Annotated in this window: 17 protein-coding genes and 1 tRNA gene; 4 read left to right on the forward strand and 14 right to left on the reverse strand. The window is 65.4% G+C overall.

Annotated features, from left to right (window positions below; translation table 11 throughout):
* Together E3T40_RS04125 and E3T40_RS04130 are read right to left on the reverse strand one after the other, a co-directional pair.
* A complete protein-coding gene (locus E3T40_RS04125) occupies positions 1–2,664 on the reverse strand; it encodes a DEAD/DEAH box helicase (RefSeq protein WP_134542741.1) in 2,664 nt (887 codons plus the stop codon).
* Complete coding sequence (locus E3T40_RS04130) at positions 2,661–3,659, reverse strand: DUF1837 domain-containing protein (RefSeq protein WP_134542742.1); 999 nt, start codon at positions 3,657–3,659, stop codon at positions 2,661–2,663. Before E3T40_RS04130 ends, E3T40_RS04125 begins: the two co-directional genes overlap by 4 nt.
* Positions 3,660–4,339: 680 nt before the next feature.
* Here E3T40_RS04130 and E3T40_RS04140 point away from each other — a divergent pair.
* A complete protein-coding gene (locus E3T40_RS04140) occupies positions 4,340–6,040 on the forward strand; it encodes a deaminase (RefSeq protein WP_134542743.1) in 1,701 nt (566 codons plus the stop codon).
* 632 nt (positions 6,041–6,672) lie between these two features.
* Here the strand turns inward: E3T40_RS04140 and E3T40_RS04145 are convergent.
* The 3 genes from E3T40_RS04145 to E3T40_RS04155 all read right to left on the reverse strand — a co-directional run bounded on the left by E3T40_RS04145 (position 6,673) and on the right by E3T40_RS04155 (position 8,376).
* Positions 6,673–7,860 carry a tyrosine-type recombinase/integrase gene (locus tag E3T40_RS04145; protein ID WP_134542744.1) on the reverse strand — a complete coding sequence of 396 codons (1,188 nt, stop codon included), beginning with the start codon at positions 7,858–7,860 and terminating at the stop codon, positions 6,673–6,675.
* Positions 7,861–7,890: 30 nt separating this feature from the next.
* Positions 7,891–8,121: an AlpA family transcriptional regulator gene (locus E3T40_RS04150; RefSeq protein WP_241981667.1), complete on the reverse strand. Its 231-nt coding sequence runs from the start codon at positions 8,119–8,121 to the stop codon at positions 7,891–7,893.
* A gap of 178 nt (positions 8,122–8,299) precedes the next feature.
* A tRNA-Pro gene (locus E3T40_RS04155) sits at positions 8,300–8,376 on the reverse strand.
* Between the two features lie 238 nt (positions 8,377–8,614).
* Here E3T40_RS04155 and E3T40_RS04160 point away from each other — a divergent pair.
* Complete coding sequence (locus tag E3T40_RS04160; RefSeq protein WP_134542745.1) at positions 8,615–9,208, forward strand: GNAT family N-acetyltransferase; 594 nt, start codon at positions 8,615–8,617, stop codon at positions 9,206–9,208.
* Positions 9,209–9,297: 89 nt separating this feature from the next.
* Here E3T40_RS04160 and der read toward each other — a convergent pair whose 3' ends face one another.
* The 7 genes from der to E3T40_RS04195 form a co-directional block, all read right to left on the reverse strand.
* Positions 9,298–10,815, reverse strand: coding sequence for a ribosome biogenesis GTPase Der (gene der, locus E3T40_RS04165; protein ID WP_104100397.1), 1,518 nt, complete (start codon positions 10,813–10,815; stop codon positions 9,298–9,300).
* The gene (gene cmk, locus E3T40_RS04170; protein WP_134542746.1) at positions 10,812–11,498 is read right to left on the reverse strand and encodes a (d)CMP kinase; all 687 of its coding nucleotides are present in this window, start codon (positions 11,496–11,498) and stop codon (positions 10,812–10,814) included. The genes der and cmk overlap by 4 nt, the downstream gene beginning before the upstream one ends.
* A gap of 2 nt (positions 11,499–11,500) precedes the next feature.
* Positions 11,501–12,583, reverse strand: coding sequence for a prephenate dehydrogenase (locus E3T40_RS04175; protein ID WP_104170021.1), 1,083 nt, complete (start codon positions 12,581–12,583; stop codon positions 11,501–11,503).
* 19 nt (positions 12,584–12,602) lie between these two features.
* Positions 12,603–13,400, reverse strand: coding sequence for a pseudouridine synthase (locus E3T40_RS04180; RefSeq protein WP_104100394.1), 798 nt, complete (start codon positions 13,398–13,400; stop codon positions 12,603–12,605).
* Positions 13,397–14,011: an SMC-Scp complex subunit ScpB gene (locus tag E3T40_RS04185; RefSeq protein ID WP_104170022.1), complete on the reverse strand. Its 615-nt coding sequence runs from the start codon at positions 14,009–14,011 to the stop codon at positions 13,397–13,399. Before E3T40_RS04185 ends, E3T40_RS04180 begins: the two co-directional genes overlap by 4 nt.
* 61 nt (positions 14,012–14,072) lie before the next feature.
* Complete coding sequence (locus tag E3T40_RS04190) at positions 14,073–14,882, reverse strand: ScpA family protein (protein WP_134542747.1); 810 nt, start codon at positions 14,880–14,882, stop codon at positions 14,073–14,075.
* A complete protein-coding gene (locus E3T40_RS04195; RefSeq protein WP_369827950.1) occupies positions 14,866–15,786 on the reverse strand; it encodes a ParA family protein in 921 nt (306 codons plus the stop codon). Before E3T40_RS04195 ends, E3T40_RS04190 begins: the two co-directional genes overlap by 17 nt.
* Positions 15,787–15,971: 185 nt before the next feature.
* Here E3T40_RS04195 and E3T40_RS04200 point away from each other — a divergent pair, with 185 nt between their 5' ends.
* Together E3T40_RS04200 and E3T40_RS04205 are read left to right on the forward strand one after the other, a co-directional pair.
* Complete coding sequence (locus tag E3T40_RS04200; RefSeq protein ID WP_241981668.1) at positions 15,972–17,243, forward strand: glycosyltransferase; 1,272 nt, start codon at positions 15,972–15,974, stop codon at positions 17,241–17,243.
* Positions 17,240–18,055 carry a PIG-L family deacetylase gene (locus E3T40_RS04205; protein WP_166786574.1) on the forward strand — a complete coding sequence of 272 codons (816 nt, stop codon included), beginning with the start codon at positions 17,240–17,242 and terminating at the stop codon, positions 18,053–18,055. Before E3T40_RS04200 ends, E3T40_RS04205 begins: the two co-directional genes overlap by 4 nt.
* Positions 18,056–18,836: 781 nt before the next feature.
* Here the strand turns inward: E3T40_RS04205 and xerD are convergent.
* Both xerD and E3T40_RS04215 read right to left on the reverse strand, forming a co-directional pair.
* On the reverse strand, positions 18,837–19,925 hold the full coding sequence (gene xerD / locus E3T40_RS04210; protein WP_370287866.1) for a site-specific tyrosine recombinase XerD: 1,089 nt from the start codon (positions 19,923–19,925) through the stop codon (positions 18,837–18,839).
* Positions 19,926–19,992: 67 nt separating this feature from the next.
* Positions 19,993–20,616, reverse strand: a complete 624-nt coding sequence (locus E3T40_RS04215) for an NUDIX hydrolase (RefSeq protein ID WP_241981670.1) — start codon at positions 20,614–20,616, stop codon at positions 19,993–19,995.
* Positions 20,617–20,678 lie beyond the last annotated feature (62 nt).

Raw genomic sequence — 20,678 nt, forward strand, 5'->3', positions numbered from 1 at the left:
TCACGCACCGACTTTGGTGTCGACCTTGACCATGATGTTCTCGACCTCCACGCGAGCCTCGTCCGAGAGGTTAATGCTCTTGAGGATCGCCTCGTGGTCGAAGTCCTCAAGCTCGTGCGCGTGGGAGAACTGCAAAGCGTCGAGATGGTCTGACAGGATCTCTGCCGCGACCGTTCGGCCGAAACCGACCTCCTGCAGTTGAATCGCCCGCGGGTCGGCAGTGCCGTACTCCACAAGTGCGGCGACGTTGATTCCGGACGCTTCTCGCCCGAGCGACATGACGCTTACATCGAAGAAGTTCTGCAGGTAGCCAATTATGCGGAACCGCAGCCCACCCTCAATGTCCCGAAGTGTCCACTCGATGATGAGGTTGACGTGCTTCGCTGACTGTCGGTTGAATGGCTCGGTGACGAGACTCTCCTCGCGGGAGTAGTCGCGATATGAGATCCAACCTCGCTGTGCGTAGTAGGCGATGGAGCTCGAAATTACTCGGTTGATTGGGTCGCCGCGGACCCATCCGCGCATGAGAAGAGCCCAGTAGAAGAGGCGCCGTTCCCACCCGGCGTCGTCAGCGTTTCTTGGCATCAGCGGATCGGTGCCGGAAACCTCCGTCGAACGCCAGCCGTAGAGTTTGCTGAGCCGGCTGAGCACGCTGAGAAAGGTCTGGACGTCGGTTAGATCAGCATCACCAGCCACCAGTGGTTCAGCCGATGCTGTAGTGAGCTCGTTCCAGACTCGATCCTGATACTTGGGCAAAATATTCGGCGAGCGTCGCAACACATCCGGAGGCACTGCGACGGAAGCAGCGACCTTCTTCAACAGATCACGGCCATCGGGCACCTTGTCGAGGAAGTAGCTTCGCAATGGCGTCTGCTGATTGTCGATCTGGTGCAACGTTAGGATCGACGCGTACTGCTCGACACTCCTTCGGTGATCAGCCGAGGTTTTGCCCGGGAGGTCTTCGCCGCGCAAGATCCGCGCGATGTCGGTGTACTCCTTCTTTCGGTTGTTCGCCGGCTTTACTAGGAAGCTCTCCGCGCGGGCTGGCTCAGCCCGGGGGATTAACGCACGTGTGCCGCCCGCCCACCGATTCGCTTCCTCGCGCACGCATACGACGTTGCCGGAGAAATCGTAGGTGAGACGTCCGGCCCGACCTGCGAGGTTCTCGAAGTCGATCTTGGTGAACGTGCTGTTTCCGTGCTTATCACTCAAGACGAAGATGTTCTTCGCCGGAAGGTTCACGCCCTCAAGAAGAGTCGATGTGCACACCACGAACTGGATGGGAGAGTCAGGGTCCGCGAATGCTTGCTCGACGCGTTCTCGCACTTCCTGCGGCATCTTGCCGTGGTGGAAGGCGACGCCGCGGCTAAGCGTAGTACCGAGAAAGTAGTCCTTGTGCACGTACTCGCGGACGTGTTTGATCAAGTCCTCGACCCTTTCGTGGGGTACCGGGCCGCGACGTTCCGCGAGCCGCAATGCGAACTCAGCTGATTTCAACGATCCGTTGATGTAGATGATCGCCTTGCGGTCGCCGCTTCGAGACAGAATTAGATCGAGCACGTCGCCCTGAGCTGGAGGATCGCGCAGTTCCTGCGGCTTAGTATCGAGTCCCGAGAAGTAGTACTGCTTCCTGCTGACCAGATCAACGAAGTAACGCTGCTGCGCGACAGTTCGTTCGCGCACTGAGATTACCCCGTTTGTGGCCCGGCCGAATAATTCCAGAAACAGCTCGGGGTTCTCGATACTTGGCGAGGCGAAGACTAGCTTTGTCGCGAATCGTCGCGTGGCCTCCACGATCGCGTGGTAATAGAGCGAGCTACGAGCGTCGTTCTTCGCGATGACCTTCTGCGCCTCATCAACGATGAGGTAGTCGATCTCACGCACCGGGTTCGCGAGATATCGGAGCAGCCGCTCTGGAGTCAGAACAAAGATAGTGCGTCGATATTTCTGGCGGAGCAGTTTGGGTAGCGAGGGGTACGTGGCTACGTTCACCTCTGGCACCTCCGCGAGGAGGTTACGGAGGTCAGCAGCTGTCTGCCCGATCAGCGCCTTGGTGGGCACCAGGATGACAACGCAGTGCTCGTTCAACTCTTCGCGCCGAACAATGTCGTACAGCGCATCCTTGATTATGAAGGACTTGCCTAGCGAGGTCGGACCCGAGAAGCTGAAGTAATCCTCACCGCGCATTTTCTCGGTGATGGCGTACTGCGTATCGGTGAGGATCGCGTCCCCCTTGTTCGTTCGCTGGAGGACTTCCTTGGCGATACGCAACGTGCCACGAGACAGGGGCAGGGCATATCGGCTACCGACACCCTGCTGTAGCGTCCGAAGTCCAGGGAAGTTTCCGAGCTGCACCAGAACGGCCTCGGCAATTGCCAGCACTCGATCGCTCAGTTCCTGATCGAATCCCGTCACCGCGTCATATTCACGAAGCAAGGCAATGGTCGTATAGGCGAGCTCTCGATGGCGAGGCTCACTAGAGTGCGACAGCACGTCCGCGTAGCGCAGTAGGTGCTTCGCATCGGCCGAGGCGACGGGCTGAATCACGTCTCCAGAAAGGAACGACTCTGCAACAGCGCGTTCAAGGCTTGCCTGCGCCGCTTGGAAGTCCGGGCGTCCAACGATCATGTCGCTGAGAACGTCAGCTGCGGTTCGAGATGTCACTTCTTTGTCTTCTCCTTGGGCGGGCGCAAGTTCTTGCCGCTCAACTCAGACGCGAGGTCGATGCGAATGTCCTCAATTCCACGAACCATCCCGTTGACGTTTTGCTTCAGGAACGGAACCGCATATATGTGGAACTGGTAGCCGCCCAGGCCGCGCTTCTCGATCTCAGCCTTGATCGTTGCTACCTCGGCCTCAAGCGCGCTGAGCGCCAGCGTTCGAAGATGGGTCTCAATTTCTACCGCTGTATGGATGGCAAATGGATACGTGGTCACATCAAGCTCGTAGCCGATGAAGACACCGAAGGCATTCGATTTCGTAATCGACGGAGTGCCTGCCGCGGGCGGTAAGAGGATGGACGCTAGCAACTCAATCTTGCTTTCGTCGAGATTCTCTTTCAGCAGCTCCGACTCGACGAGCCAAGTGTCGAAATCGAAGTCATCTTCTTGTACCTTGCCCATCGACTCGAACGCGGCCTTTACGCCGCGACCGGGACTCGATCCAATCTTGCCCGTCGCATCTCCGTACATCTTTGATTCACCAAAGATCAGCTGGTAATCCCCATGCACCACTTCGAGCAGGTGCACGCCATCTGTGCCATGTACGTAGTGTTCCGAGGACGTCTTGAGTTCCATTTTCGAGAGTATCTTCGGGGCACCAAGGTGGCCTTCAAGAAACGAGTAAAGAAGGAGTTCGCCGCCCTCACCCGCGTTGGAATCCGGTGCCTTGAACTGTGCCTGGGTCTTTCTAAAGAACTCACCCATACGGCTTGGGTCCTGCAGTAGTTTCTGCAAGTTCTGGCGCGAGAGCACGTAGCTGACGCTGTTATTCACCAGCTCCTTGAACAGCGGCTTGATAGCAAAGGCGCCTCCGTCCACGCGAAGCACGTGCAAATGCATCACGGTCTTGGCGTGGATATCGAACCGTTCTGCGTCGTAGAAAAGCGCGAGAAAACGATCGCGGTTCATTAGGGAGAGCGGCAGAACGGTGTCACTCATGAAGACTTGTCCCGGCGTGCGGTGCAATACCGTCGAAGGTGCGCATAGTCGAGCAAGTCGGTCGCGCGGGCGTTCTCCGCCCAGTCTTTGACGATGATTTCACCAAGCAGAACGTAGTGCTGATTTCGGCCATCACGGTGCGAAGCTCGTTGATCTGCTCGCATCATGCGAGTGCCGCGCGTTACTGATCATCGGATCCCCCCGTGGCCGTCTGCGACCGTTCGTTGAACCGTATCGAGAAGGCTGGCCAAAAGTGGTTTATCACCTGACGTCCCCGCCGTGTCGACGCGTTTGGGGGGTCTTCACCGAAGGTACCGGCTCGAGCGCGGCGCCATTGAAGAACATGAGCTTGACGTGGCCCGCGAAGCCGCCGCAGCTAGACCGCCACCCGTCGCCGACGCCGTATTGCGCCATGTCCCACTTCACGGAGTGCTGGAGGTCCGGCAGCGTCTTGGCGGCCGGCGCGTCGACTGCGTCGGCGATGCCGCGTTGCGGCTGCGGGAGTCTGATTGCGTATGCGAAGACCGGCTTGTCGTCGACTGCCGTTTTTGGGGGCTCGCTCGGCCTTTGTTCCGAACAAGTCCCAGACGCGCCCACCCGAGTCGAAGCGGGCAGGATCGGCGATCAATGACCCCGCATCCCAATCTTGAAGCTCAAGACACGACGAAACTGGCGGTACGGTGAACAAGTCACGCGCCTATCGGCGCGGGCGATCCTATTCTCATTGGGGAAAGTTGCTAGTAGACGCCAAGCGTGTGCCGGATTTCGAGATAGTCATCGGATTTGTCGCACCCATCGGTACGGATCTCGACGCACTATTGGCTCGTCTCCAAGACGAGCTCCGCGTGTACGCTTATCAATCCGAAACGATTCGCCTTAGCCAATTGCTCGATGTAGACAGAGCCGCGACCGAGTCATTTGGCTACTACACGGCCCGCATGGACAAAGGCGATGAGCTTCGAGATAGCTATAAGAGCGGTGATGCATTGGCCGCAATCGCGGCAGCCCGCATGCTTGACCTTCGAGGCACAAATACTCGCGCGCGTCGGTTCGCTTGGCTCCTCCGCACTCTGAAGCATGAAGACGAGGTTTCCCTCCTCAGGCAGACGTATGGCAAACGATTCGTACTCGTCGGCGTCCAGCAAGATGCGATGACACGACTAAGGAACTTATCGACGCAGCTGCGCGACGAGTCACAGGATTCCTTGCCGGGATCAGCGGCTGGCGAACTGATGAGACGAGATGAGAAAGACATCGAGAACAAGTTTGGGCAGCAGGGCAGGGACGTCTACTCCCAAGCTGACTATCTCATTGACATGAGTGAAGACGTGGGATCTGAGGTTGCTCGGCTGGTGGGCCTTTTGTTCGGAGATCCTTTTCTGACACCGACGCGCGATGAAGTAGCAATGCATCATGCTTTCGGCGCTTCACTTCGTTCTGCCGATCCAGGCAGACAGGTTGGCGCCGTGATTACGACGTCGGAGGGTGAGATAGTTTCGACCGGTTCAAACGAGGTCCCGAAGGCTGGTGGCGGCGAATATTGGGCGGGCGACCCTGCGGACGGACGGGACTTCACAACGGGTGGCGATTACAACAAGAAGCAAACCCGTCGGACCCTCAATGAATTGGTGTCAGCCCTCAATAAAGGGGGCTTCCTATCGTCCGAACTTTCGGACAAATCCGCTGAGGCACGGCTGACAGCGATCATGGAATCCGAGAGTGCCGACCTAAATCAGACCCGAATGATGTCGCTTATCGAATTCGGACGCATCGTGCACGCTGAGATGTCGGCGCTGATGCAAGCCGCTAGATTGGGCATCTCTGTTAAGGGCGCAACGCTATACACGACAGCTTTTCCATGCCACATGTGCATGCGCCTAATCGTCGCAAGCGGAGTGCTCAGGATTGTTTACGTCGACCCCTATCCCAAGTCGCTGGCGCTGGAGATGTATACGGATTCGGTAACACCCGAAAGGGGCGCGAACGCCGGGCTGGTCTCCATTCAGCCCTTCTGTGGCGCGTCTTGGAGCCTCTATCCGCTGGTTTTCGCTGACGCTGGCCGAAAGCGCACCCCAGCTGGGAACTTTGAGCCATTTGTGAAGGCGTCAGCTCGCATGCGGTTAGCGGGTCCCGAGCCCCTCGCGAACGCAGCTGCCCTCGAGTCCCAAATACCAATTGCACTCTCCGACGCCGGGTCTGGAAGAGAGAATCAGAGTGAGGCTGGCACGAAAGTTATCTCCAGGGTGGAGGACATCGTCTGGTTTGCAACGGTATTGGCGGCCGCGAAAGCAACGCTTCAGGAAACCACACCTGAAAGTCGTCCTTCGTGGTTCCGAGAGTTCGAAGCTGGTGAAGGGGCAAACCTTCCCGCAAACGCATAATTGGCATGTCAGCCGGAAGCGCGAATAGGAGCAGACGCTGGCCCCAATCCGGCCGCCGCCAGGGCACTGTTCGTCGAGCATCGGCTCGACGAGGACGCTGATCGGGCGCTGACCCTCTCGCGGTGGAAGCTGACCTCACGACAGAACAGCAGAGCGAGATGAGCGAGCTGGGCGAAGGCGGGAGCGTATCCAAAGAGAATGATGGACCCACAGGATGACCGCCAAGGAAGCTACGGGCGTTCTTCCGCTTTCAAGGATAGAACGATTGAAAACGATCGATCCTAGGCGCAAAATGGAAGGTACATTGTTGAAGGTCTGCACGTTGCATCGACGGCCTGATTCTCGGGCTTTCGGTAAAACTCCAGATGGGACGGTGGGGCCACCGTGGCCCAACCGTGAACGGTACTCGTCTCTCGCCAACGCCGGTCAATGAGTGCGGCGGTCCGAGGCGAGGATTCCCTGCGGAAGGGCAAAACCCCAGATGACACGGTGCCGCCGCGGTGGCGGCACCGCGACAGGTCAGTATCCATCGCGACTGCCCGCCAGGACAGCAACGGCGTTCGGGTCGCAGATTCTGTTCGAGGCAGCGAATCCCCAGATGGCACGGTGCTGCCACCGTGGCAGCACCGTGTTCAGTCTTCGTCTTTTGCGAACGCCCGGTCGAGGAGCGCGGCGGTGGCCGGGTTCACGAGTTCGTTGCGTTGGATGTAGTGCATCACCGTGACCCTGGTGTCGGTGTGGCCGAGTAGCTCGGCAGCGAGTTCGATGCTGGCATTGGTGTTGACGGCGGTCGCAACCGTGCGGCGGAACATGTGCGGGGTCACCCCATTAATGCCGGCTCCCTCGAGCACCTGTCGGAGCTGTCGGCGCACGTTCGCGGTGGTCAGCGGGGTTCCGTCCCGGGATTGGAACAGCAGGTCATCCAGGCCCATACTCCCGACTTTGGCGAGCCGGCGGCGGACCGCGTCGGAGGTGAAGGTGGGGATGGCGACGACGCGGGTGGACTTGGCGGTTTTGGGGTGGTCCTGCCGGAAGGTCTGCTCCCCCTTGCGGCTGACGATGGTGCCGGCCAGGCGGATGGAGGGTACGGGGCTGGTGATGTCGACGTCCCGGCGGCGGATGGCCAGGACCTCGCCGATTCGGGCCGAGGTGCCGAGCATCACCTCGATCATTGCGCCGAGCTGGCCGTCGGGCTTGGGGCCGGAGGTGTGGTTGACGGCGCTTTCCCACTGGGCGATCGCCGCGCGGATCACGTTGACCTCGGGGGCCATGAGCGCGGCGGGGACGTGCGGCTCGCGGTGCAGCCGGGCGACGTGGTCCATCGGGTTGCGCGGCAAGACTTCGTGCCGCACAGCCAGCTCCAGGGCGAGCCGCAGCACCACCCGGGCCTGCTTGGCGCGATTGTAGGAGATCTTCGCCAACTGCTTGATGAACTTGTCGCACCGGGCCACACCGATCTCCCGCAACGTTAGGTGATCAAAGGCAGGTGAGACGAGGGTGCGCATGTTGCGCTCGTAGAGGTTGCGGGTGGTCTTCGAAATCCGGTCCTCCAGGTCGATGTCCTCCAACCAGTAGGTCACCAGGTGGCTAAACAGGCTGTCCGGGGTGAGGGACGTGTCGGCGGGTTGAAACAGGTCCCGGTCGGCGATCTTCGCCTTCAGTGCCCGTTCAGCGGCCTTGGCAGTGGCGCCGCTGGCCTGCACCAAACGTGCGTGGCCGTCCCAGTCTCGATAACGGGTCCTTGCCGCAAATCGGCCGGACGGTAACTTTCGGGTAGTGATGTCGCCGAAGGTGCCGATGGTCAACCGTTGCCGGGGCATTTCAGCTCACCGCCGATCGGGACGCCTGGGCTAGCTGGTGGGTTCGCGCTGCTGGGCGATCCAGGCTCGCACATCGGAAATGGCGAACTTGAGGTGTTTGCCGAACCGGTACGCGGCCGGGCCTTTGCCGTGCACCCGCCAGTCGTAGACGGTGGAGATCGGGATGCCCAGGTAGGAGGCCAGCTCGTGGACGTCCATCAGGGGCTCCAGGCCCCAGTCGTCGGTGGAAGGAGAGGTTGGGTTCTCGTTGTGAATGCTCATACCCAGAAGGTGTGCCGGGCGATCCCGGACGATCGGGAGGAACCGAAACCGACCTCAGCGCCTCGCACGGCAGGGCCGGCTCAACGGCGGAAATGGGCTGAAAGTGATGACGTAGTGATGACACAATCAAATCTCTTAACCAAAAAAGTCCCGGAAACCCTTGAGTTTCCGGGACATTTGGTCGGGCTGACAGGATTTGAACCTGCGACCCCTTGACCCCCAGTCAAGTGCGCTACCAAGCTGCGCCACAGCCCGCCGCTCCTGCAACGATTCCAGCGAACAGAACCAGCAGGAGACAACTAGAATATCTTACCGCGTCCCGGGAGCGCTTGCGGACACCATCCGTCGCTTGAGCGCGGAATCTGCGGGCAGGTGTCCTCATGGTGCGCGCCAGCGTTACGCGGGGGCTGCGCCGCTTCGCGGGTGGCGTGCCACGCGCGAAGCGGCGCACGCACAGCGCGGCGGTGCGACTCTGCGGGCGTAGCGTGAGTGCATGCCAGCAGAGCGCGAAGTCAGGGTCGAAGCCGTCGCATCCGTGCCGTGGGAAGACGTAAGCCTGGTGTTCGGCATCCTCGGCGACCCGGCACGATGCTGGTGCCAGTACTTCAAGCTGGCGAACCGGGAGTTCCAGAACGCCACCTCGGAAGCGTGTGTCGGGATGCTGCGGGAGCAGGTGCAGGCCAGCGCCCCCGGACCGGGCGTGATCGCGTATCTCGACGGGGAGTCGGTCGGGTGGTGCGCGGTCGAGCCCAAAATGGCGTATTCGAGACTGCAACGGGCGAAGGTGGTCACGGAGGGCAGTTGGCAGGAGCCCGACGACGCATCCGTGTGGGCGGTGACGTGCTTCGTGGTGCGGGTCGGGTATCGGCGGCGCGGGGTGGCGGCGGCGCTGCTGCGCGGGGCGGTCGCGCAGGCCCGCGGCGGCGGTGCCCGGGTGGTGGAGGGGTACCCGGTGGATGTGGCGCTGCGCCCGAAGGCGCCGTCGGCGGAGTTGTACCACGGCACCATGTCGCTGTTCGCTGCGGCCGGGTTCGTGGAGGTGGCGCGGGTGCGGAAAGACCGGGTCGTGATGGAACTCGGGGTGTAGACGACAGGAAAGGCCCCGGCCCGGAGATGAGACATCTCCCGGTCGGGGCCTTTGGTCGTGCGGAGCGCTGAGCGTTCAGCGCTGAGCGGCTAGCGCTTGCGCTTCTCGCGCACGCGCATGCTGATGTTGATCGGGCTTCCCTCGAAGCCGTAAACCTCGCGCAGGCGACGCTGGATGTAGCGACGGTAGCCCGGGTCGAGGAACCCGGTGGTGAAGATGACGAAGGTCGGCGGGCGGCTGGAGGCCTGGGTGCCGAACAGGATGCGGGGCTGCTTGCCGCTGCGCACGGGGTGCGGGTGCGACGCGGCCAGCTCGGCGAGGAACGCGTTGAACTTGCCGGTGGCGATGCGGGTGTCCCAGGCTTCGAGAGCGGTCTCGAGGGCCGGAACGAGCTTCTCCATGTGGCGGCCGGTCTTGGCCGAGATGTTCACCCGCGGAGCCCAGGAGACGTGCGCCAGGTCCTGCTCGATCTCACGTTCCAGGTAGCGGCGACGGTCGTCGTCGATCTGGTCCCACTTGTTGAAGGCCAGCACGAGGGCGCGACCGGATTCGAGCACCAGGTCGATCACGCGCACGTCCTGCTCGCTGATCACCTCGGTCACGTCGATCAGGACCACGGCCACCTCGGCCTTTTCCAGGGCGGCGCTGGTGCGCAGTGAGGCGTAGAAGTCGGCGCCCTGCGAAAGGTGCACGCGACGACGGATGCCGGCCGTGTCGACAAAGCGCCACACCCTGCCGCCGAGCTCGACCTGCTCGTCGACGGGGTCGCGCGTGGTTCCGGCTAGCTCGTTGACAACAACGCGCTCCTCGCCGACGACCTTGTTCAGAAGACTCGACTTGCCCACGTTCGGTCGGCCGAGGATCGCGACGCGGCGTGGTCCGCCGACTTCCTGTTTGGCGACGGCGGAGATTTCGGGGAGTTCCTCGAGGATCGCGTCGAGCAGGTCGGCGACGCCGCGGCCGTGCAGGGCCGAGACGGGCCAGGGCTGGCCGAGGCCGAGCGCCCAGAGGCTCGCGGCCTCAGGCTCCTGGCGGATGTCGTCGACCTTGTTGGCGACGAGGAAGACGGGCTTGCCGGCCTTGCGCAGCAGGCGCACGACGGCCTCGTCGGTGGAGGTCGGTCCCACGTTGGCGTCGACGACGAACATGACGACGTCGCAGAGTTCAATGGCGAGTTCGGCCTGCGCGGCGACGGATGCGTCGATGCCCTTGGCGTCGGGCTCCCAGCCGCCGGTGTCGACGAGGCTGAAGCGGCGTTCGTGCCATTCACCCTTGTAGGTGACGCGGTCGCGGGTCACCCCGGGGGTGTCCTCCACGACGGCCTCACGGCGGCCGAGGATGCGGTTCACGAGCGCGGACTTGCCCACGTTCGGGCGGCCGACGATGGCGATGACCGGCAGGGCCGGCAGGTATTGGATGGCGTCGGGGTCTTCCGTCACCGTGTCAAGAACGTCGAAGTCCTCGTCCGCGAGGTCGTACTCGTTCAATCCGGTGCGGAGGGCGGCGGCGCGCTGCGTCACCAGGTCGTCGTCGAGATCGTCCAGGCGCGTCACCAGTTCGGTGTCGGGGTCGGGGATCGTGTCGTCGAAGTCGTTGTTGTTGGTCATGCGATGGCCTCGCGGTAGGTATTGATGACGTCGAGGACCGCGTCAATGGTCTGTTCGAAGTCGAGATGGGTGGAGTCGACGGTGGTCACACCGTCTGCGGCGCTCATGAATTCGACAACCTGTGAGTCAGCGCGATCCCTCGATCGCAGCTGCTCCGCCACGGTTTCAGTCGATTGGGTCGATATTTCCGCAGAGCGCCTAACCATTCTAGCCTCCTCGGAAGCCGTGAGCAGTATGCGGATCTCGGCGGTGGGGGCGACCACGGTGGTGATGTCCCGGCCCTCGATCACGATTCCGGTGCGCTTGGAGCTTGCCGCGATGGCGCGAAACAGCTCCGTCAGGTGCGTGCGCACCTCCGGGATGCGGGCCACGGAGCTGACGATGGCGGAGACGGCGGGGTCGCGGATCGCGTCGGTGACATCCGCCCGGCCGACCCGAACGACGTGCTCGTCGGGGGCGATGCCGATGGAGTAGTCGAAGTCGCCCAGGGCGGCCACGACGGCGTCGGTGTTCTCCGGGTCGATGCCCCGGTCGCTGACGAACCAGGCGAAGGCCCGGTACGCGGCGCCCGTGTCGAGGTAGTCGAAGCCGATGCGCCTGGCGGCGGCGCGGCTGACGCTGGACTTGCCGCTGCCGGCCGGCCCGTCGATGGCGACGATGTGGGGGCTTGAGTGACGACCCATGATTAACCAGCAATCCGCCAGCCGCGGGCGGCCAGCTCTTCGGTGAGGCGACCAACGGCCTCAGGGAGTACAGAAATTTCGGCCAGGCCCAGTTGGGCGCCCGGTGAGTGCTCGAGGCGGAGGTCTTCGAGGTTGACCCCGACCTCGCCGACCTCGTTGAGGAGTCGGGCCAGCTGCCCGGGGGTGTCGTCGACCATCACGCTGAGCGACACGAAGCGGCGGTCCTGGCCGTGCTTGCCGGGCAGGCGGGCCACCCCGGCGTTGCCGCCGGCGAGTTCCTCGGCCACCTTGCGGCGCGCGCCCGGTGCGGCGGGGGCTTCCAAGGCGTCGATGAAGCGGTCGAGGTCGTCGCGGTAGGCAAGCAGGATGTCCCGCACGGGTTCGGCGTTCGCGCCGAGGATCTGCACCCACAGCTCGGGGTCGCTGGCCGCGACGCGGGTCACGTCGCGCAGACCCTGGCCGGCGAGGTTCAGGGCCGAGCCGGCGGCATCCGTCAACCGGCGAGCCATGATCGTGGAGACGACCTGCGGCACATGGGAGATGAGCGCCACCGCACTGTCGTGCTCCTCGGGGCTCATCTCGACCAGGATCGCGCCGAGGTCGAGGATCAGGTCGTCGATCGCGGTGGCCTGCTGGTAGCTGATCGCGTCGTGCGCGGCCACCACCCAGGGGCGGCCGACGAAGAGGTCGGCGCGGCCGGCAAGGGGTCCCCCACGTTCGCGGCCGGCCATCGGGTGACCGCCGATGTAGCGGGACACGTCGGCCCCCAGCGCGCGCAACTCCTGCAGCGGGGCGAGCTTGACGCTCGCGACATCCGTCACGATCGCCTGCGGGTGGGCGGCCAGCTCGCGCGCGACGATCTCGGCCGTCACGTCGGGCGGCACGCACACCACGATCAGCTGCGGCAGGTCGCCGGCAGTGGCGGCGCGGCCGGCGCCGTAGTCGACGGCGATGCTGAGGTTGGTCGGCGACGCGTCGGCGAGGATGACGTCGATGCCGCGCGCGCGGAGGCCCAGGCCGATGCTGGTGCCGAGCAGGCCGGCGCCCACGACGCGCACGGGCCCGATCAAGCGAGATTCAACCACTGGAACTCCTGACCTGGGCCTAGATCTTGGTTTCGGCCCGCGACACGGTGAGCAGCTGCCCGAGTTCGACCTTGGTCAGGTCGCGCACGGCGCCCACGCGCAGCGTGCCGAGGTGCAGCGGGCCGAACTGGCGGCGCACGAGGTCGACGACGGGGTGGCCGACGGACTCCATCATGCGGCGCACGATGCGGTTGCGGCCGGAGTGCAGGGTGAGCTCGACCAGGCTGAAGCCGTCGCCGGGAGGGCTGGTCAGGATGCGCGCCTTGTCGGCGGAGATGGGCCCGTCGTCGAGTTCGATGCCGCTCTGCAGCAGCTGGATGGTCTGCGCCGACACGCGGCCCTCGACCTTGGCGATGTAGGTCTTCAAGACCCCGAACGACGGATGCGCGAGCACGTGCGCGAGATCGCCGTCGTTGGTCAGGATCAGCAGGCCGCTCGTCATCGCGTCGAGGCGGCCCACGTTGAACAGGCGCTCCTCGAACTGGTCGGTGAACTCGCGCAGGTCGGGGCGTCCACTCTCGTCCTGCATCGACGAGACGACGCCGACGGGCTTGTTCAGCATCACGTAGCGGCGGCTGGTGTCCAGCTGCACGGCGACGTTGTCGACCATGATCAGGTCGGAGTCGGGGTGGATCCGGCGGCCCAGTTCGGTGACGACCTTGCCGTTCACGCGCACGCGGCCGGCGGCGATCATCTCCTCGGAGACCCGTCGGGACGCGACGCCCGCGGAGGCCATGACCTTCTGCAGGCGCACGCCGTCGGCGGCGGCCTCGAGATTGGTGGGTGTCCCCTGAATCCCCTGGTTGTCGGTTGTCATGGCAATTCCTCAAATCCGTTCGCGCCGTCATTGAGCAACGGCGATAGGTATGGCAACTCGTCGAGCGAGTTGATTCCGAGCTGGGCTAGCAGAAGGTCTGTGGTGCCGTAATTGATCGCACCGGTCTCACTGTCGGTGAACGCTTCGGTGATCAGACCGCGGCCGAGCAGTGTGCGCACGACCGAATCCACATTAACGGCACGAATCGAGGCTACAGCCCCGCGGCTGATCGGTTGCTTGTAGGCGATCACGGCGAGAGTCTCCAGGGCCGCCTGCGAAAGCCGGCTCGGGTTCTGGGTGACCACGAAGTCGGCCACGGTCACATCGTGCTCGGGCCGCACGTAGATGCGCCAGCCGCCGGCCACCTCGCGCAGCTCGAAGCCGCGGCGCACGGTGCCGGCGAGGCCGTCGAAGTCGGCCACGAGCCGGGCGACGGATGCGCGCACCTCGCCCAGCGTGGCGTCGACGGCCGCGGCGAGCTGCAGCAGCCCCTGCGGTTCGTCGGCGACCATCAGGATGGCCTCGAGGGTGCGCTCGAGCGGGGGGCGCGGGGCATCCGTGCCCTCTGTGTTTTCTGTGTTCTCTGCTGCGGGGGCGGTGTCACTGCTCATAGTCGTGTCACTGCTCATAGTCGTGTCACTGCTCATAGTCGTGTCACTGCTCATAGTCGTGTCAATGCTCATAGTCGGCTCCGAGGTTGGCGAGGGTGTCGTCGGTCCAGGTCTCGGCACTCCAGTGCAGGCTGAGGTCGCCGAGCGGCACGAGCTGGTCGAAAGAGATGGCGTCGAGGCGGTACAGCTCGAGCACAGCCAGGAAACGGGCGATCACGACGCCCTTCACCTCGGCGCCCACGATCAGCTCGCGGAACGTGAGCGTGTCGGCGGCGCGCAGCATCCGTACCACGTAGGCCGCCTGTTCACGGATGCTGACCAGCGGCGCGTGCAGGTGGTCGAGCCCCACGCCGGGCAGAACCCGCGGGGTGAGTGCGAGGGCGGCCAGGGCGGCGAAGTCGCCGAGGGAGAGAGTCCAGACCAGCTCGGGAGTCTGGCGGCGGAATTTCTCCTCCAGCCGCACCGCCCGCACGTGCCGGGTGGACTCGGCATCGAGCTGGCCCTGGAACCAGGCGCTCGCGCTCTTGAAGGCCCGGTACTGCAGTAGCCGGGCGAACAGCAGGTCGCGGGCCTCGAGCAGAGCCACGTCTTCGGCGTCGACAAGCTCACCCTGCGGCAGCAGCCCGACGACCTTGAGGTCGAGCAGGGTGGCCGCGACCACCAGGAATTCGGTGGCCTGGTCGAGCTCTTCGTCCTGGTTGAGGCCGCGCAGGTAGGCGATGAACTCGTCGGTGACCCGGCTCAGGGAGATCTCGGTGATGTCGAGTTCGTGCTTGCCGATCAGGGACAGGAGCAGGTCGAAGGGACCCTCGAAGTTGCCGAGGGCGACCGAAAACGACTTCGGTGCGTCCGCGTCAGGCGACGGCGCCACGCTGGATCAGTTCCCGCGCCGCCTGCTTGTAGGCCTTGGCGGCCGCGTGCTCGGGTGCGAATTCGGTGATCGGGACGCCGGCGACGCTCGCGTCGGGGAACTTGACCGTGCGGCCGATGACCGTCTCGAGCACACTGTCGCCGAACGCGTCGACGACCCTCTCGAGCACCTCGCGGGAGTGCAGGGTGCGGGAGTCGAACATGGTCGCCAGGATGCCGTCGAGTTCGATGGCCGGGTTGAGCCGGTCACGCACCTTGTCGATGGTCTCGATCAAGAGCGCCACACCGCGGAGGGCGAAAAACTCGCACTCGAGCGGAATGAGCACGCCGTGGCTGGCCGTGAGCGCGTTGACGGTGAGGATGCCCAGCGACGGCTGGCAGTCGATCAGGATGACGTCGTAGTCGCCGGAGATCTTGCGCAGCACGCGGGCCAGGATCTGCTCGCGGGCGACCTCGTTGACGAGGTGCACCTCCGCGGCGGACAGGTCGATGTTGGCCGGGATGATGTCGAGGTTGTGCACCGACGTCTTCTGGATGGCGTCGTGCGGGCTGACCGAGCCGCTCAGCAGCAGGTCGTAGATGGTGGTGACGTCGTGGGTGGGCACACCGAGACCGGCGGAGAGGGCGCCTTGCGGGTCGAAGTCGATGGCCAACACGCGGCGGCCGTAGCCGGCGAGGGCGGCACCCAGGTTGATGGTGGTCGTCGTCTTACCGACGCCGCCCTTCTGGTTGCACAGCGAAATGATGCGCGCCGGGCCGTGACTGGGCAGAACCGCGGGTTCGTCGAAGTCGCGCTTGGGTCGACCGGTCGCACCGACCGGTACCTCGTCTAAACCGGAAAGTCGTGTCCGGTCATCCTGCTTGCGCGCCACTGAGATGCCCTCGATCCGTCTTACACCTGTCACTGTCCCCACTGTAGCGATCGGATCGGGCATGTTGCGGCACGGATCGCCGAAAACCGCAGGTCTGCCGCGTGAATCCGGCGTGTCTCGGCCTGTCATCGGTCCGTGATCGGTCCGTGATCGGTCCGTGATCGGTCTCTGATCTGTGGAACCGGGTGAGTCACAGGCTCTTGCGTTAAGATTTTCAGGTGCCTCAGCCATTTACGCCCCTCCGAATCGCGCTCGTTTGCCTGCACACGTCCCCGGGAGCTGAGCCGGGCTCGGGCGACGCCGGGGGCATGAACGTGGTCGTACGGCACCAGGCGGAGGCTCTCGCCTCCGCCGGCCACCACGTCGATATCCTCACCCGTCGCTCCTCCCCCGTGTCGGAGACGATGCAGCTGAGCCCCGGGGTGACGCTCCGCTTTCTCGAGGCCGGACCGGCCCGTCCCGTGCCGAAGGGCGACCACGAGGAGTTCATCGAGGCGTTCCGCGTGCAGATGGATGCGCTGGGACCCTACGACGTCATCCACTCGCACCATTGGTTCTCGGGTATGGCGGCGCTCCCGCTCGCGCGCCGCCGGGGCATCCCGCACGTGCAGAGCTTCCACAGCATCGCGGCCGACGCGTCGACGCCGTTGTCGGCCGGCGAACGCCCCGAGTCCCCCGGGCGCATGGCTGGCGAGGCCTGGCTGGCGCAGGAGTCCGATGCCCTGGTCGCAATCAGCGAGTCCGAGGCCGACACCATCGTGCAGCGGCTCGGCGGTGCGCCCGAGCGCATCTCGATCGTGCTGCCGGGGGTGGACGGGATTCTGTTCCGGCCCACGGACATCCGGAGTGTCGCTGCCGCCGCGGCTGGGGCCGCCGAGCTTTCTGGACCGATCGACATCCGCGGGTACGCGATCGTCGCGGGGCGCCTGCAGCCGCTGAAGGGCCTCGACCTCGCGATCGAGGCGATCGCGGCCGTGCCGGAGCCGATCCGGCCCGAACTCGTGATCGCCGGCGACGCGTCAGCCGACTACGACGGCTATATCGACGAGCTTCGGTCCCTCGCAGCCCGGCACGGAATCGAGCGCAACGTGCGTTTCGTGGGTCCGCAGTCCCGCGTGGACCTGGCCCTGCTGCTGAGCGGCGCGCGGGTCGTGCTCGTACCCTCGCACTCTGAAACGTACGGGCTCGTGGCGCTGGAAGCGGCCGCGAGCGGTGTTCCCGTCGTCGCCGCGGCGGCCGGCGGACTGCGCGAGGCGGTGCTCGACGGCGACACCGGCGTGGTGCTGGATTCGCGCGATCCGAAGGTCTGGGCCGGCGCGCTCACGCAGATTCTCTCGAACCCCGCGTTCGCCCGGCGTCTGTCGCTCGCCGCGCGCGAGCGGGCCGAGCACCTGGACTGGCCGCGGTCGGCAGAAGGCCTCGTGACCGTGTACCGGTCGCTGGTGCGCCCCGGTGCCGGCGACCGCCGCCCCTCACTGCTCAGCGCGTGAGTCTGCTGGACGGTGTTCCCACTGTTCTGTTCGTGCACGCTCACCCCGACGACGAAACCATTGCGACGGGTGCGCTGATTGCGGCAATGGCGGCCCGGGGCATCCGGGTGTCGTTGCTGACCGCCACGCGCGGCGAGCAAGGCGAGGTCGTGCGCGGGCCGCTGTCGGTGCTCGAGGGCACGGATGCGCTCACCCGGGAACGCGAGCGGGAGCTCGCCTGCGCCGCGGCGGCCCTCGGCATCGGTTTCGCGGATCGGTTCTGGCTGGGCACGCCGCCCGCGCGCGCCGCGGGCCTCGCGCCGCGCGCGTACCGGGACTCGGGCATGACCTGGATTCGTCCGGGGCTGGCCGGGCCGGCCGACGACATCGACGGCGACGCCCTGGTGCGGGCGCCCCTGGCCGAAGTGACCGCGGATGTGGCCGCGCTGATCGGGCAGCTTCGGCCTGCCCTCGTGATCAGCTACGACAACGGTGGCGGGTACGGGCATCCGGATCACGTGCGCATGCATGAAGCGGCGCTGGCCGGCAGCCGGGCGGCGGGGGTCGCGTTTGCCGAGGTGGTGCAGGTGGGGGTGGATGGTGCTACTTCGGATGCGCGTGGTGCGGGTGCGGGTGCGGGTGCGGGTGCGGGTGCGGGTGCGGGTGCGGGTGCGGCCGAGTGGTTCGACCTGTCGGCGCACCTCGCGACGGTCACGGCTGCCCTGCGCTGCCACGCGAGCCAGCTCACCGTCGACGAGGGCGGTGGCCACATCGTGCACTCCGGCGGGCAGCGCGAGCCGATCATCACTGTGGTGGGGCTGCGCCTGCTCTGAGGTCGGCCGCACCGACCTGCGCCCGTCTGCGGGATCTGCACTGGCTTCCGCTGGTCAGCCGCCGGCCTGGTGTGTAACCCCTCGTGCATAACTCCTGCAAATCCTGCAGAATAGGCCCGAAAACACGGTGGAACCGGCTCCCGGCAGCCAAATTGCAGGAGCTATGCCAGGGAGGGCGCCGAGACTCCGACGGGTGGCGACGCGGGTGACGACGCGGGTGACGACGCGGGTGGCGACGCGGGTGACGGATGCCCCGCGCGGCGGACCCGGCCGCAACTGTTGCCGTTCCGGACAATTGTTGCCGGTACGCGGGCAACAGTTGTCCGGAACGGCAACAGTTAGGCGGGGTTTGGCTACGCATCCCGGACCGGCGGGGCCGCCGCAGCCCAGAGCGGGGGCGGCTCGCGGCAGCCGGCGTCACGTAACCTCGGGGATAATCGCGACACGCCGCATTCGGTGGCCGCTCGACCGGCGGGTTCCGAAAAACTCCGAAGCTAGCGACGGTGACGGATGCCGACGGGCGGGTTCGAGGGCCAGGTCACCGGGTTTCGGGAGGCTCAACCACCGGCGGGGCCGCCGCAGCCGCGAGCGTGGGCGGCTCTCGGCATCCGTCGTCACGTAACTTCGGAGAAAACGCGAGACGCAGCCTTCGGTGGCCGCTCGAACGGAATGTCCCGGAAAGCTCAAGCGTCAGCGGCGCGCGGCGGCCCCGGCCGCCACTGTTGCCGTTCCGGACAGTTGTTGCCAGGACACGGGCAACAGTTGTCCGAAACGGGAACAGTTATGCGGAATTGGGGTCCGGGAGCGGCGAGGCCGGCGAGAGCGGCGAGACCGGCGAGACCGGCGAGACCGGCGAGACCGGGGAGAGCAGGGAGACCGGGGAGAGCAGGGAGACCGGGGAGAGCGGGGAGACCGGGGGGACGGGCCGGGACACCCGCGCCCGCGGATGCGCCGTCGTGTACATGTCGCGCAGGGTATCCGCGGTGACGAGCGTGTAGATCTGGGTGGTGGCCACCGAGGAGTGGCCGAGCAACTCCTGCACCACGCGCACATCGGCCCCGCCCTCGAGCAGGTGCGTCGCGAAGGAGTGCCGCAGCGTGTGCGGCGAGACGTGCCCCTCGAGGCCGGCGCGTTCGGCCGCGGCACGGATGATCAACCACGCGTTCTGCCGGCTGAGCCTCTTGCCGCGAAGGCCCAGGAACAGGGCCGGCGTCGCCGGTCCACGGGCGGAGAGCAGCGGTCTCCCCCGCACCAGGAACGTGTCGATGGCCGCGCGCGCGTAACTGCCGACCGGCACGATGCGCTGCTTGTCGCCCTTGCCGGTGAGGCGCACCACCTCGGGGTCGAGCACATCGTCCACATTGAGGTTGACCACCTCCGAGACGCGGGCGCCCGTGGCGTAGAGCAGCTCGAGCAGCGCCTTGTCGCGCAGGTTCTGCACCTCGTCGCCGTCGGTCGCCGCGAGCAACAGCGTGACCTGCTCGATCGAAATGGCCTTGGGCAGCCGGGTGCCGAGCTTGGGCGGCTTGGACTCGTGGGCGACATCCGTGTCGACCACGCCCTCCTCGAGCAGAAATCGGTGAAACCCGCGCACGGTCGAGAGGATGCGCGCGATCGACGCCGCGGTCAGCGGCGACTCCTCGCGGGATCCCAAGAACCGCACGTAGTCGGAGATGTGCTGCCGGGTGACGTCGGCGAGTCCGGTCAACCCGACCGCGGCAAGCCACCGGCTGTAGATGGCCAGGTCACGCCGGTAGGCGGACACCGTATTGGTGCTCAGGCCGCGTTCGATCGCGACGTGCCGCAGATACGAGTCCACGGCCGCCGCGACGACCCCACCGGCAACTCCCGGAGCAGACGGACCGCCCACACCCGCAACGCCCCGGCCAGCAGGAACACCAGCCGCACCGCTCACACCACCAGACGAGGCCAACCGGTCACACCGTGTGGTCCCAATTGACCGGATGCCGCGGCCACGGCTCATCCGCCGCCCCGAGGGTGCTCCAGCCACGCGCGCGGGCTGCCTGGGCGGCGAGCACCCCGATCACCAGCGACGGGTTCTGCACCCGGCGGGCCAGCACGGCATCGACGCAGTCATCAAGCGGCACCCAGCGCACCTCGATGTCGGCTTCCTCCTCGGTACGCTCGAAGACCTCCGGAGCCGCGGCGAGGCCGCGCGCCAGGTAGATGCGGATGACCTCGTTGCTGCCGCCGGGCGAGGTGGCGAACTCACCGAGAACATTCCACTCGGTGGCGACGAGGTCGGCCTCCTCGGCCAGCTCGCGCTGCGCTCCGACGAGTGGATGCTCGCCGTCTTCGTCGAGCAACCCGGCCGGCAGCTCCCAGTCGCGCGTGCGCACGGGGTGTCGGTACTGCTTGATCAGCAGCACCTGGTTGTGCTCGTCGAGGGCGAGGATCGCCACGGCGCCCGGGTGGTCCAGGTACTCGCGCATGATGCCGGAGCCGTTATAGCCGAAGGTGTCGCGGCGGACATCCCACACCTTGCCGTCGAAAACGATCGCGCTGTCCGAGACCGCCGCGAAGGCCGGCTCATCCGCCAGCGGGGCGGAGGCCGATTCGCCGGACTTCTCGGCGGTCACAGAAGCGGTCACATTGGCGGCGG

It is taken from the genome of Cryobacterium sp. TMT1-19 (assembly GCF_004403055.1).
GTDB classification, from domain to species: Bacteria; Actinomycetota; Actinomycetes; order Actinomycetales; family Microbacteriaceae; genus Cryobacterium; species Cryobacterium sandaracinum.